General features: G+C 41.6%; 7 protein-coding genes. 5 read left to right on the forward strand and 2 right to left on the reverse strand.

From position 1 onward, the window contains the following. The first annotated feature begins 10 nt into the window (after positions 1–10). The 4 genes from rplL to BUW93_RS09185 all read left to right on the forward strand — a co-directional run bounded on the left by rplL (position 11) and on the right by BUW93_RS09185 (position 9,197). Positions 11–388: a 50S ribosomal protein L7/L12 gene (gene rplL / locus BUW93_RS09170; RefSeq protein ID WP_081211360.1), complete on the forward strand. Its 378-nt coding sequence runs from the start codon at positions 11–13 to the stop codon at positions 386–388. Between the two features lie 130 nt (positions 389–518). Continuing rightward, the gene (rpoB, locus tag BUW93_RS09175) at positions 519–4,331 is read left to right on the forward strand and encodes a DNA-directed RNA polymerase subunit beta (protein ID WP_081211362.1); all 3,813 of its coding nucleotides are present in this window, start codon (positions 519–521) and stop codon (positions 4,329–4,331) included. Positions 4,332–4,408: 77 nt separating this feature from the next. Then, positions 4,409–8,710: a DNA-directed RNA polymerase subunit beta' gene (rpoC, locus tag BUW93_RS09180; RefSeq protein WP_081211364.1), complete on the forward strand. Its 4,302-nt coding sequence runs from the start codon at positions 4,409–4,411 to the stop codon at positions 8,708–8,710. A 169-nt stretch (positions 8,711–8,879) separates the two neighbouring features. Further along, positions 8,880–9,197: a DUF3467 domain-containing protein gene (locus BUW93_RS09185; protein ID WP_081211366.1), complete on the forward strand. Its 318-nt coding sequence runs from the start codon at positions 8,880–8,882 to the stop codon at positions 9,195–9,197. A gap of 42 nt (positions 9,198–9,239) precedes the next feature. Here BUW93_RS09185 and BUW93_RS09190 read toward each other — a convergent pair whose 3' ends face one another. Continuing rightward, a complete protein-coding gene (locus BUW93_RS09190) occupies positions 9,240–10,607 on the reverse strand; it encodes an alanine/glycine:cation symporter family protein (protein ID WP_081211368.1) in 1,368 nt (455 codons plus the stop codon). A gap of 113 nt (positions 10,608–10,720) precedes the next feature. Continuing rightward, positions 10,721–12,310 (reverse strand): peptide chain release factor 3, encoded by a 1,590-nt coding sequence (locus BUW93_RS09195; RefSeq protein ID WP_081211369.1) that lies wholly within the window; start codon positions 12,308–12,310, stop codon positions 10,721–10,723. A gap of 263 nt (positions 12,311–12,573) precedes the next feature. Between BUW93_RS09195 and BUW93_RS09200 the strand changes: the two genes are divergently transcribed. Next, positions 12,574–14,058, forward strand: coding sequence for an OmpA family protein (locus tag BUW93_RS09200; protein WP_157893306.1), 1,485 nt, complete (start codon positions 12,574–12,576; stop codon positions 14,056–14,058). Positions 14,059–14,089 lie beyond the last annotated feature (31 nt).

The raw sequence follows: 14,089 nt of genomic DNA on the forward strand, positions 1-14,089 counted from the left end.
ACGATAGAAAATGGCAGATTTAAAAGATTTCGCAGAACAATTGGTTAACTTAACCGTTAAAGAAGTAAACGAGTTAGCTGATATTTTAAAAGAAGAATATGGTATAGAGCCTGCAGCTGCTGCTGTAGCTGTTGCTGGTGGTGCTGCTGCCGGAGGTGGTGAAGAAGCTGAAGAGCAAACAGAATTCGACGTAATTCTTAAAGCTCCAGGTGGATCTAAACTTGCAGTAGTTAAATTGGTAAAAGAACTTACCGGTCTTGGTCTTAAAGACGCTAAAGCATTAGTAGATGGCGCACCAGCTCCAGTAAAAGAAGGAGTAGCAAAAGACGAAGCTGAAGCACTTAAAGCACAGTTAGAAGAAGCAGGAGCCGAGGTTGAGCTTAAATAAGCTTGCCGAAGCAATATTATTTAGGTTTAGGCCTCAGGATTCGCTCCTGAAGGTCTAAACCCTTTTGCGTATATAGAGCCAAAGCTTTATAACGCGCCGTTTTTTTATATAATTTATAATCCGTCCATTGATGTTAGCAAAGCAAACTGAAAGAGTGAGTTTCTCTTCTGTAAAGAACAGGCCTGATTATCCTGACTTTCTGGATATCCAGATCAAATCATTTCAGGATTTCTTTCAATTAGAAACCAAATCAGAAGAGCGGGGAAACGAAGGGCTTTATAACACCTTCCTTGAAAACTTCCCTATTACGGATACCCGTAATCAATTTGTACTAGAATTTTTAGATTATTTTGTGGACCCGCCAAGATATTCCATCCAGGAATGTATTGAACGTGGCCTCACTTACAGTGTACCGCTTAAAGCAAGATTAAAGCTTTATTGTACCGACCCTGAACACGAAGATTTCGAAACCATCGTACAGGACGTTTATTTGGGAACTATCCCTTATATGACCCCTAGCGGTACTTTTTGCATCAACGGCGCAGAGCGTGTTGTGGTATCTCAATTGCACCGTTCTCCCGGGGTTTTCTTTGGACAGTCTTTCCATGCAAATGGAACCAAACTTTATTCTGCCCGTGTAATTCCTTTTAAAGGAAGCTGGATAGAATTCGCTACCGATATCAACAGCGTGATGTACGCTTATATCGATAGAAAGAAAAAATTACCTGTTACCACGCTTTTCCGCGCCATCGGATTTGAGCGTGATAAAGATATCCTTGAGATCTTTGACCTTGCTGAAGAGGTTAAAGTTTCTAAGACAGGACTTAAAAAAGTATTAGGCCGAAAACTGGCCGCCCGTGTATTGAACACCTGGTATGAAGATTTCGTAGATGAAGATACAGGAGAGGTGGTTTCAATTGAGCGTAACGAGATCGTACTTGATCGTGATACCGAACTTGAAAAAGAGCATATCGAGGAAATCCTCGAAACCGGTACCAAGACTATCCTTCTTCATAAAGAAGATAATTCTACCGGAGATTATGCTATTATTCATAATACCCTTCAAAAGGATCCAACTAACTCTGAAAAAGAAGCGGTAGAACATATTTACCGTCAGTTGCGTAATGCTGAACCGCCAGATGAAGAGACTGCGCGGGGCATTATCGACAAATTATTCTTCTCAGATCAGCGTTACAGCCTTGGAGAAGTAGGACGTTACCGAATGAACAAAAAGCTTGGTCTTGATGTGTCTATGGATAAGCAGGTGCTTACCAAAGAAGACATCATTACCATTGTAAAATATCTTATCGAGTTAATAAACTCGAAGGCGGAGATTGATGATATCGACCACCTTTCTAACCGTCGTGTTAGAACCGTAGGGGAGCAATTGTCTCAACAGTTTGGAGTGGGTCTTGCCCGTATGGCACGTACCATTCGTGAAAGAATGAACGTTCGTGACAATGAGGTGTTTACCCCTATAGATTTGATTAACGCGAAGACACTTTCTTCTGTAATCAATTCTTTCTTTGGTACCAACCAGTTGTCTCAGTTTATGGACCAAACGAACCCGCTTGCCGAGATTACGCATAAGCGTAGACTTTCAGCATTAGGGCCAGGTGGTCTTTCAAGAGAGAGAGCAGGTTTTGAGGTACGTGATGTTCACTATACGCACTACGGAAGACTTTGTCCTATTGAAACACCTGAGGGTCCAAACATTGGACTTATCTCCTCGCTTTCGGTTTATGCCAAAGTGAATGGTATGGGATTCATTGAAACTCCATACCGAAAGGTTTCAGAAGGAAAATTAAACCTTTCTGAAGAGCCTATTTATTTAAGCGCTGAAGAGGAGGAAGATAAAAAAATCGCTCAGGCCAATATTCCTCTTACAAAAGATGGAACAATTGATTCAGACAGAGTTATTGCCCGTATGGAAGGTGACTTCCCGGTGGTAGATCCCAAAGAGATTCATTATACCGATGTTGCGCCAAACCAGATTTCCTCAATTTCGGCTTCGTTAATTCCGTTCCTGGAACATGATGATGCGAACCGTGCCTTGATGGGATCTAACATGATGCGCCAGGCATTACCATTGTTAAGAGCTGATTCCCCAATTGTAGGAACCGGACTTGAACGCCAGGTAGCTACAGATTCCCGTGTATTGATTAATGCTGAAGGAGCGGGAGAAGTAGAATATGTAGATGCGAAGAAAATCATTATCAAGTACGATAGGACCGATGAGGAACGAATGGTAAGCTTTGATAGTGATTCAAAATCTTACGATCTTATTAAATTCCGTAAAACCAATCAGGGGTCTTCCATCAACCTGAAACCTATTGTTAGGGTTGGAGACAGGGTAACCAAAGGACAGGTTTTATGTCAGGGATATGCTACTGAAGCCGGGGAACTTGCGCTTGGTAGAAACATGAAGGTGGCCTTTATGCCCTGGAAAGGATATAACTTTGAGGATGCGATCGTGATTTCTGAAAAAGTGGTTAGGGAAGATATATTTACTTCTATCCACATCGATGAATATTCGCTGGAAGTTCGGGATACCAAATTAGGTAACGAAGAGTTGACCAACGATATTCCTAACGTTTCAGAAGAAGCAACCAAGGATCTTGACGAGAATGGAATGATTAGAATTGGTGCCGAGGTTAAACCTGGTGATATTCTTATCGGAAAAATCACTCCTAAAGGAGAAAGCGACCCAACTCCTGAAGAGAAACTGCTTCGTGCAATCTTTGGTGATAAAGCCGGAGATGTAAAAGATGCTTCTTTAAAAGCTTCTCCGTCACTTAACGGGGTGGTAATAGAGAAGAAACTTTTTGCCCGTGCAATTAAAGATAAGCGCAAACGTGCTCAGGATAAAGAAGATGTTGCTGCTCTTGAGAAAAAGTACGATGCTAAATTTGCTAATTTAAAAGCAGAATTAGTAGATAAACTTTTTGCTATTATTGGTGGAAAAACTGCCCAGGGTGTTCAAAATGATCTTGGAGAAGAAGTATTGCCAAAAGGGAAGAAATACACCCTTAAGATGCTTAACTCTGTAGATGATTATACTCACCTTACTCACGGCACCTGGACTACAGACGATCACCTTAATGCTTTGGTGGCCGATCTTATCCACAACTACAAGATCAAGGAGAACGATCTTCAGGGTAACCTGAGAAGAGAGAAGTTCACCATCTCTGTAGGGGATGAACTTCCTTCAGGAATCCTTAAGCTGGCTAAGGTTTACATCGCTAAGAAGCGTAAACTAAAAGTTGGTGATAAGATGGCGGGACGTCACGGTAACAAGGGTATTGTTGCAAGAATCGTTCGCCAGGAAGATATGCCGTTCCTTGATGATGGAACACCGGTTGATATCGTGTTGAACCCTCTTGGGGTACCATCGCGTATGAACATCGGGCAGATCTATGAAACAGTTCTTGGATGGGCCGGACAAAAGCTTGGTAAGAAATATGCCACTCCAATTTTCGATGGAGCGACCATAGAGCAGATCAATGAACTTACAGATGAAGCCGGAATTCCACGTTTTGGTCACACTTATCTTTATGATGGTGGAACCGGAGACCGTTTTGACCAGCCTGCAACTGTAGGAGTGATCTATATGCTGAAATTAGGACATATGATCGAAGATAAGATGCACGCACGTTCTATCGGTCCGTACTCACTTATTACCCAGCAGCCTCTTGGAGGTAAAGCACAATTTGGTGGTCAGCGTTTTGGTGAGATGGAGGTTTGGGCACTTGAGGCTTATGGAGCATCAAGCACCCTGCGTGAGATCTTGACCGTAAAATCTGATGATGTGATAGGAAGGGCAAAAACCTACGAAGCGATCGTAAAAGGCGAGCCTATGCCGGAGCCGGGATTACCAGAATCTTTCAACGTACTTATGCACGAATTGAAAGGTCTTGGATTGGATATTAAGTTAGAAGAATAATACACTGTTTTAGAACAGGGGATGCCTTGGTGTCCCCTTAAAACAGGATTTTCACAATAATTATAGCAGCAGTTATTATGGCTAGAAATAATGATAAGAATACAGTACAGAGATTCAATAAGATCTCTATCGGTTTGGCTTCCCCGGAATCTATCCTCGCAGAATCCCGCGGTGAAGTTCTAAAACCGGAAACTATCAATTATCGTACACACAAACCAGAGCGTGACGGTTTGTTTTGTGAGCGTATTTTTGGTCCTGTAAAGGATTATGAATGTGCCTGCGGTAAATATAAAAGAATACGCTACAAGGGAATTGTTTGTGACCGTTGTGGGGTAGAAGTAACCGAGAAGAAAGTACGTAGAGATCGTGTGGGGCACATCAATTTGGTAGTTCCTGTAGCACATATCTGGTATTTCCGTTCTTTACCAAACAAAATAGGTTATCTACTTGGCCTGCCGTCCAAAAAACTGGACATGATCATTTACTACGAACGCTACGTGGTAATTCAGCCGGGTATAGCCAAAAACGAAGAAGGAGAACCATTGAAGAAAATGGATTTCCTTACCGAAGAAGAGTATCTGAATATTCTGGATAGCCTTCCGCAGGAAAATCTTTATTTAGATGATAACGATCCAAACAAATTCATCGCTAAGATGGGGGCGGAGTGTCTTATCGAAATATTAAGAAGAATTGACCTTAACGAACTTTCTTATGAGTTAAGGCACAAGGCAAATAACGAAACTTCAAAACAACGTAAAACTGAAGCGCTTAAGCGTCTTCAGGTTGTAGAAGCTTTCCGTGATGCCAATAATAACCGCGAGAATCTTCCTGAATGGATGATCATGAAAGTGGTGCCTGTAATTCCGCCGGAATTGCGCCCGCTTGTACCACTTGATGGTGGTCGTTTCGCGACTTCAGATTTAAATGATCTTTACAGAAGGGTGATTATTCGTAACAACCGTTTGAAAAGATTAATGGAGATCAAAGCTCCTGAAGTGATTTTACGTAATGAAAAACGTATGCTTCAGGAATCGGTAGATTCATTATTTGACAATACCAGAAAATCTTCAGCAGTTAAAACCGATTCTAACCGCCCACTGAAATCACTTTCAGACTCGCTTAAAGGTAAGCAGGGACGTTTCCGTCAAAACTTACTTGGTAAGCGTGTAGATTACTCAGCACGTTCGGTAATTGTTGTGGGACCAGAATTGAAGATGTACGAGTGTGGTCTTCCGAAGGATATGGCTGCAGAGCTTTACAAGCCTTTTGTGATTAGAAAATTAATCGAAAGAGGGATTGTAAAAACAGTTAAATCTGCTAAGAAAATTATAGATAAAAAAGAGCCGGTAGTATGGGATATCCTTGAGAACGTTCTTAAAGGACATCCTGTATTGCTTAACCGTGCCCCCACACTTCACCGTTTGGGAATCCAGGCCTTCCAGCCTAAATTAATTGAAGGAAAGGCTATTCAGCTGCACCCGCTTGCATGTACGGCATTTAACGCCGACTTTGACGGGGATCAAATGGCGGTTCACCTTCCTTTAGGGCCGGAAGCTATCCTGGAAGCACAGTTATTAATGCTGGCATCTCACAATATACTTAACCCTGCAAACGGATCTCCTATTACGGTACCGTCTCAGGATATGGTATTGGGTCTTTATTACATGACCAAATCAAGAGTTTCTACCGATGAAGTAAAAGTTAAAGGAGAAGGGCTTACTTTTTATTCTGCCGAAGAACTTGTAATAGCTTATAACCAGAAACAGGTAGATCTTAATGCGGTAATTAAGATAAAGACCAAAGATTTCAATGAAGCCGGAGAACTTGCTCTCCAGGTTATTGAAACTACAGTTGGTAGAGTACTCTTTAACCAGGCTGTGCCAGAAAAGGCCGGTTATATTAACGAAGTACTTACCAAGAAATCACTAAGAGACATTATTGGAAAGATTCTAAAGGTGACCAGTGTACCAGAAACTGCCGATTTCCTTGACGCTATTAAGGAAATGGGATATGGATTTGCTTTCCGTGGTGGACTTTCATTCAGCTTAGGGGATATTATTATTCCTGAAGAAAAGCAGACAATGATCGATGAAGCCAACGAGCAGGTTGAAGGTATTATAGGAAACTATAATATGGGTCTTATTACCAACAACGAGCGTTATAACCAGGTTATTGATATCTGGACCTCTACCAACGCAGGTCTTACCGAATTAGCGATGAAGCGAATTCGAGAAGATAAGCAAGGCTTCAACTCGGTGTTTATGATGCTTGACTCCGGGGCGCGTGGTTCTAAGGAGCAGATTCGCCAGTTAACCGGTATGCGTGGACTTATGGCTAAGCCTAAGAAATCCAGTTCTGGTGGTGGTGAAATTATTGAAAACCCAATTCTTTCTAACTTTAAGGAGGGACTTTCAATTCTTGAATACTTTATCTCTACTCACGGTGCACGTAAAGGTCTTGCCGATACGGCTCTTAAAACTGCCGATGCCGGGTACCTAACTCGTAGACTTGTAGATGTTTCGCAGGATGTTATCGTAAACGAGGAAGATTGTGGAACCTTAAGAGGAGTAGAAGTAAAGCCGCTTAAGAAAAATGAAGAAGTTGTTGAATCTCTAGGAGAAAGAATTCTTGGACGAATTTCTTTATATGATGTAACTCATCCTTCAACCGGGGACCTACTTGTGGCAGCCGGAGAAGAAATAACCGATGAGGTTGTAGAGAAAATAGATACTGCACCAATAGAAAGTGTTGAAGTTAGATCTCCACTTACCTGTGAGGCTAAAAAAGGTATCTGTACAAAATGTTACGGAAGAAACCTTTCCACCAACAAGATGGTTCAAAAAGGTGAAGCTGTAGGAGTTGTTGCTGCCCAGTCAATTGGGGAGCCGGGAACCCAGCTTACCCTTCGTACCTTCCACGTGGGTGGTATTGCAGGAAACATTTCAGAAGATAACAAACTTGAGGCTAAACTTGACGGTGTTGCCGAAATCGAAGACCTCAAAGTGGTTAAAGGCGAAGCTCCCGATGGTAGCAACGCCGAGATCGTGATCTCGCGTACAGCTGAACTTAAGATAAAAGACAAGAAAACCGGAGTGGTGCTAAGTACCAGTAACATACCTTATGGTTCTCAAATCTTTATCAATGATGGTGCGGAGCTTAAAAAAGGCGATGTAGTTTGCCAGTGGGATCCATATAACGGAGTAATTATTTCTGAATTTGCCGGAAAAATCAAATATGAAAACGTGGAGCAGGGGGTAACCTACCAGGTTGAAATAGATGAGCAAACCGGATTCCAGGAAAAAGTAATTTCAGAATCTAGAAACAAAAAACTTATACCAACGCTTCATATCCTAGGTAAAAAGGATGAGGTGATCCGTTCTTACAACCTTCCGTTAGGTGCTCACCTTATGGTAGATAACGGAGATAAGATCAAGGTAGGTAAGATTCTTGTTAAGATACCGCGTAAATCTTCTAAAGCAGGGGATATTACAGGTGGTCTTCCAAGGGTAACTGAATTGTTCGAAGCCCGTAACCCATCTAACCCTGCAGTTGTTAGTGAGATTGATGGTGTAGTTTCCTTCGGAAAGATCAAGCGTGGTAACCGTGAGATTATCGTAGAATCTAAACTTGGTGAGGTTAAGAAGTATTTAGTGAAACTTTCTAACCAGATCCTTGTTCAGGAGAACGATTATGTTCGTGCCGGAATGCCACTTTCTGACGGCTCTGTAACTCCGGAAGATATCCTGAATATCAAAGGACCAAATGCTGTTCAGCAGTATCTGGTAAATGAAGTACAGGAAGTTTATCGATTACAAGGGGTTAAGATCAACGACAAGCACTTTGAGGTTGTTGTAAGACAAATGATGCGTAAGGTAAGAATCCAGGATCCGGGAGATACGATTTTCCTTGAAAACCAGCTTGTTCATAAATCTGATTTCATCGAGGAGAACGATAAGATCTTCGGAATGAAAGTAGTTGAAGATGCCGGGGATTCAGAGAACCTTAAACCAGGCCAGATTATTTCCCCACGTGACTTAAGAGATGAGAATTCTCTGCTTAGACGTGAGGATAAGAACCTGGCTACGGCAAGAGATGTGACCTCTGCAACTGCGAAACCTGTATTACAGGGTATTACCAGAGCATCGCTTCAAACCAAGTCGTTTATTTCAGCGGCATCCTTCCAGGAAACCACTAAGGTTCTTAATGAGGCTGCAGTTAGCGGTAAGATCGATGAACTTGAAGGATTGAAAGAGAACGTAATTGTAGGGCATAGAATACCTGCAGGTACGGGAATGCGCGAGTACGACAGTATTATTGTTGGTTCTAAAGAAGAATTTGACGAAATGCTTGAGCGTAAGCAGGAAGTTAATTACAATTAATTTCAGATATAATCAGGGTCGCGATAGCGACCCTGTTTTTTTTTAATCCCGTCCTGATAGTCATCAGGACGGGATTTTTTGTATTTTAGTGATAGCCTGAATTTATTAAGATTGAATCTGGCCTTTAATTAATATTAAACATCAGAGAAATTAAATACCAATTAGTATTATGAGTGAAGAAAAAAAGCAGCCAAAAAAAGGACAAATAAATATAGAACTGGACGATAGCGTAGCCGAAGGAACTTATTCCAATCTTGCTATTATAAATCATTCTGTTTCAGAATTCGTGATCGACTTTGTGAATATCATGCCGGGAAAACCGAAGAGCAAGGTGAAATCCAGGATTATCCTAACGCCACAACACGCAAAACGCCTGCTCAAAGCCCTTGGAGATAATGTACAACGTTTTGAAAAAGCTCATGGAGAAATTCAGGATTTTGAAAAATCACCTATTCCCCTGAATTTTGGTCCAACAGGCCAGGCATAGAATTAATTAAAACCTCACCTGAAAAAGTGAGGTTTTTTGTTGCTATTTGTATCTCTTAAAATAGACCCGAGCCTCCTTCATTACTTTTGGCGCCAGAATAAGCGTACTTATCATAGTTGGAATAGCCATAAGGGCAAAGAAACCGTCTATAAGGTTAATCATCATACTTAGGGAAGTTGTCGCACCCAGGATAATACTAATAATATAGAAGTAGTTATAATAATGCTTTCTTTCTGCACCTATCAGGAAAGAAAGACATTTTGTTCCGTAGTAAGAAAAGGAAAAAAGCGAGGAAATACTGAATGCGGCAATACACAATAACAACAAATAGCTTCCTACATAAGGAATAGAAGCATCAAAAGCCGCGGCGGTGAGGCTTACTCCATTTACGTCTGTACTCTGCCACACCCCCGTTACAAGAATTGTAAGCGCGGTTAAGGTGCAAACCACTAAAGTATCTATTGCCGGTCCCATCATGGCCACAAGGCCTTCCCTGATAGGTTCAGAAGTCTTACTTGCCCCATGAGCCATAGTGGCTGTTCCAATACCGGCCTCATTAGAGAAAGCACCCCTTCTTATGCCCAGTAAGATTATTCCACCTACTACCCCTCCAAGGAGCGGTTCTCCTTTGTAATTATCAGCGGCAAAAGCATCGGTGAAGATGAGGGAAAAATAATAGGGCACCTGGTCATAATTAACAAAAAGAATAATTAATACTGAAAAAAAGTAAAGCCCTACCATAGCCGGGACAAGTTTGGAAACGGTATAACCTATCCTGCTCAGGCCTCCAAGAATAACTATGGAAGTTATAATAACGAGAATGATTCCAATAATTAGATTAGTTAAAAAGCCAGTGGGTACATTGTTAGGTTCAAGAAGTATAAAGTTGATCGCCTGTGTGAGTTGGTTAACGTTAAAAACCGGTAAGGCACCAATAAGGCCAGCTACACTGAAGAAAATAGCCATGAATTTCCATTTTTTACCAAGTCCTTCCACGATATAATACATCACTCCACCCTGGATATTTCCCTGGGTATCCCTGCCCCGGTACATCACTGAAAGGCTGTTGGTGAAGAATTTTGTAGCCATACCAACTACTGCACTAATCCATAACCAAAAGATGGCACCCGGCCCTCCAATAGCTATTGCAACCGCCACTCCTGCAATATTCCCCATTCCTACGGTAGAAGAGAGCGCGGTAGAAAGAGATTGAAAGTGATTTATCTCCCCGGGATCGTTAGGATTATTATATTTTCCACGAAGGACCTCCAAGGCATGACCCAGGTAACGAAAGGGTAAAAACCTGGAAAGTATTAGCAGGTAAATTCCTCCTCCAATTAATAAAATCACTAAGGGAATACCCCAGACCGCAGAAGCAAACTGGGCAACAATTTCATCTATTTCACTCATAAAATCAGGTTTGCGGTGAAAATATATGAAATTAACTTCTATTTAGGTGGAAGCCTACCTTGGTTTATTTATTTAGTGGTGCTTAAGTTCTAAGAATCAAAGGCTTTGATTGGTTAAAATTCAGAAGTAAAATGAAATTTTAAAGATGGGTACTTCTGCTGTGTCATTTGTAATGAAAACTGGGAATCTGCAAAAAACACGAGCTGACCCCGTTTGTCTTTAGCAAGAAATTTAGCTTTCACCCTTTTAAAATCTTTAAATTCTTCACTTTTTTCGTCCTCGGCTTCTACCCAGGTAGCCTTGTAGACGTTTAGATTTTCGTAAGTACATTTCGCTCCATATTCGTGTTCAAGTCTGTATTGAATTACTTCAAACTGAAGGGCTCCTACTGTGCCTATCACTTTTCGGCCATTCATTTCAAGAGTAAAGAGCTGGGCCACCCCTTCATCCATCAACTGGTCGATACCTTTTTCCAGCTGCTTGGATTTCATCGGATCAGCATTGTTGATGTACCTGAAATGCTCTGGTGAAAAGCTTGGCACACCACGGTAATTAAGATTCTCACCTTCAGTTAAGGTATCCCCAATCTTGAAATTTCCGGTATCATGAAGTCCTACTATATCCCCGGGATAAGAAACATCTACGATTTCTTTCTTTTCAGCAAAAAATGCATTTGGACTGGAGAATTTTAGTTTTTTTCCCTGTCTTACATGAAGATAAGGCTTATTCCTTTCAAATTTTCCAGATACAATCTTAATGAAAGCAAGACGGTCGCGGTGTTTGGGATCCATATTAGCATGGATCTTAAATACAAAGCCCGTGAACTGGTTTTCGTCTGGTTTTACGGTACGCACGTCACTATCTTTAGGTCGTGGTTTTGGCGCAATTTCAATAAAACAGTCCAGTAATTCGCGTACTCCAAAATTATTTAATGCCGAACCAAAAAATACAGGTTGTAAATTTCCCTGAAGGTAGGCTTCCTTATCAAATTCGGGATACACTCCCTGGGTGAGTTCCAACTCTTCCCTGAGGGTGTCGGCAGCAGTATCTCCAATTAAATGATCCAGTTCTTCAGAATTCAGATCGGAGATCTCCACGGTTTCTTCAATATCTTTACGCGGGTCTCCTGTGAAAAGGTTTACATTTTTCTCCCAGATGTTATAGATTCCTTTAAAATCGTAACCCATCCCAATAGGAAAGCTCAAGGGCGTCACGGTGAGATTGAGTTTCTGCTCAATTTCGTCCAGTAATTCAAAGGCATCTTTTCCTTCACGATCCAGTTTGTTGATGAAAACTATCATGGGGATATTGCGCATCCGGCAAACTTCAACCAGTTTTTCGGTTTGCTCCTCCACCCCTTTGGCAACATCAATAACCACAATTACACTGTCTACCGCTGTTAGTGTTCTAAAAGTGTCTTCAGCAAAATCCTTGTGACCCGGGGTATCCAGAATATTAATTTTTATGTCTTTATATTCAAAACCAAGTACTGAAGTAGCAACCGAAATCCCTCGCTGGCGTTCAATTTCCATAAAGTCACTGGTAGCGCCTTTCTTTATCTTGTTTGATTTAACTGCACCGGCCTCCTGTATGGCTCCTCCAAAAAGAAGTAATTTTTCTGTAAGTGTGGTTTTACCGGCATCGGGGTGAGAAATTATACCAAAGGTTCTTCGCCTGCTAATCTCTTTTTGAAAGCTCTTCATTCTGAATTTTTAAGGCTGCAAAAGTACAGTTTTTTCGGGAATTTACCTGAAAGGCAAAATGCTTAATTGGTTTAAAGTTACTTCAGAAATTAGCGTTAAAAATTAGATGAAAAAGGAATTTTACCACCAAACAATGCGTATTTTTACCAATTATGGGGCGCTATCTGTTTTTTTTACTTTTTCTGCTGTTTTCAGTGATTTTACTGCCGCTGAAAGCACAGAGTCTGCAACAAAATTTTGCAGCTGGTTCATATATAATTAATATGGGCGAGCGGCCACAAAGTCATCAAAATGCCTTAAAACCTTATGGCTTGTTATACCAGCTTTTGCAAGATCACGAAGTCGTGATAAAATGGATCATCAAGCCCGATAAAGAGAAAGATGGTATAGACTTTTCCTGCAGGGAGAAAGAATACCGTTCTGGTGCATTTTTGATTCCGGTTTCTTATGTTACTCCCGAGGTAGAAAACACCTTGAACCTCTGGCAGGAAAAAGGTGTGAAAATTCAAAGAACGGAGGAGGCCTTGCGCCTTCCGGTGTTTACGAGTCTAACAATTCCACCCAGGTGGACCCTGGATAAAGAAAACGGATATATTGCTGTTCCTTTTTTTAAGGCGGCAGGCATCCCCTCCTCAGCATATGGTGGAGCCCGGGTCTCAAACTGGAAAACCCCTGCAGAACTTGGGGTTTGTGATGATATTTTTGTACTGCCACATGCCGATCCCAAATTTGAAACCCATAAAAATCTCTATTCCTGGAACCAAAAATATAAAGGCGCGATTTGGGCAGGATGTCACGCTGCCAGTATTCTGGAAAATCTTTCGGGACCAGGAGAAGATTCTGAAGAACTAATTCAGCTTAATTTTTTATCGGCCGGATTTCCCGGTGCCCGAAGCGCTGGACTGGTGCCTTTCCGGGATCACCGGCACGGCACCCCACCCTATGACAATGCATATCCGGCAGATCCGGTTGCGCAATATCTTGGCAGCCCTGATAAAGCTCACCTGAATGGTTCTGAAAGAATATTCTTCCCCAAACGTATCAATAAGTGGCGCCCGGGAGCCAGGATCCTTGTTTCCGATCCCGACGCTCCAGATAAAGGTGAAATAACGAATGCTGATGCAGCAATCACTATTTATGGGCATGGTTTTGATAATCCTGAGAATGGGTTGGTGATGTACCAGGCAGGTCATAGTATATATGGGGATACTCCGGCCCACATAGCCGCTTTAAGAGCATTTTTTAATTGGAGTTTTTATGCTACAGAAGTTAAAAGAAATGAGAGCCTCATTAGTTTTAAAAGTCGGGATTCAAACCACAGAACGGTGGGAGCAAAGATAGGGGATGATCTTACCGATATCCTAAACCTTGATCCCATTCATTTTGACCTGGATGAATATGTGATTAGGGAAAAAGTGAAACTTCAATTGACAGAAATTGCAGAATTTATGCTGAAAAATCCGGCGATCCTGCTGGATATTCGTTCCCATACCGATAGCCGGGCAGACGATGCTTACAATCAACAACTTTCTGATGATAGAGTAGAAGCTACTCGTAATTTTCTCATAGAGAAAGGCATTGAAGAGCATCGAATATCTGGCAGGGGGTATGGCGAAACTGAACTGGTTAATAATTGCAGGAATGGGGTGCCTTGCAACGAGCAACAACACGAAGCCAATCGCAGGTCTGAATTTATTCTGTCTATAGACTGTAGCATCTATAACCGGGAAGAAGACCTGCGATTATAGTAAAACGCCTTGTTAATCCTAAGTCGATTTG

The organism is Salegentibacter sediminis (assembly GCF_002078605.1).
Taxonomy (GTDB): Bacteria; Bacteroidota; Bacteroidia; order Flavobacteriales; family Flavobacteriaceae; genus Salegentibacter; species Salegentibacter sediminis.

Bases quoted from the DNA above. Each gene is read 5' to 3' on its own strand.
- BUW93_RS09190 (WP_081211368.1), bottom strand. From the start codon at position 10,607: ATGAGTGAAATAGATGAAATTGTTGCCCAGTTTGCTTCTGCGGTCTGG.
- BUW93_RS09200 (WP_157893306.1), top strand. From the start codon at position 12,574: ATGGGCGAGCGGCCACAAAGTCATCAAAATGCCTTAAAACCTTATGGC.
- BUW93_RS09185 (WP_081211366.1), top strand. From the start codon at position 8,880: ATGAGTGAAGAAAAAAAGCAGCCAAAAAAAGGACAAATAAATATAGAA.
- BUW93_RS09195 (WP_081211369.1), bottom strand. From the start codon at position 12,310: ATGAAGAGCTTTCAAAAAGAGATTAGCAGGCGAAGAACCTTTGGTATA.
- rpoC (WP_081211364.1), top strand. From the start codon at position 4,409: ATGGCTAGAAATAATGATAAGAATACAGTACAGAGATTCAATAAGATC.
- rplL (WP_081211360.1), top strand. From the start codon at position 11: ATGGCAGATTTAAAAGATTTCGCAGAACAATTGGTTAACTTAACCGTT.
- rpoB (WP_081211362.1), top strand. From the start codon at position 519: ATGTTAGCAAAGCAAACTGAAAGAGTGAGTTTCTCTTCTGTAAAGAAC.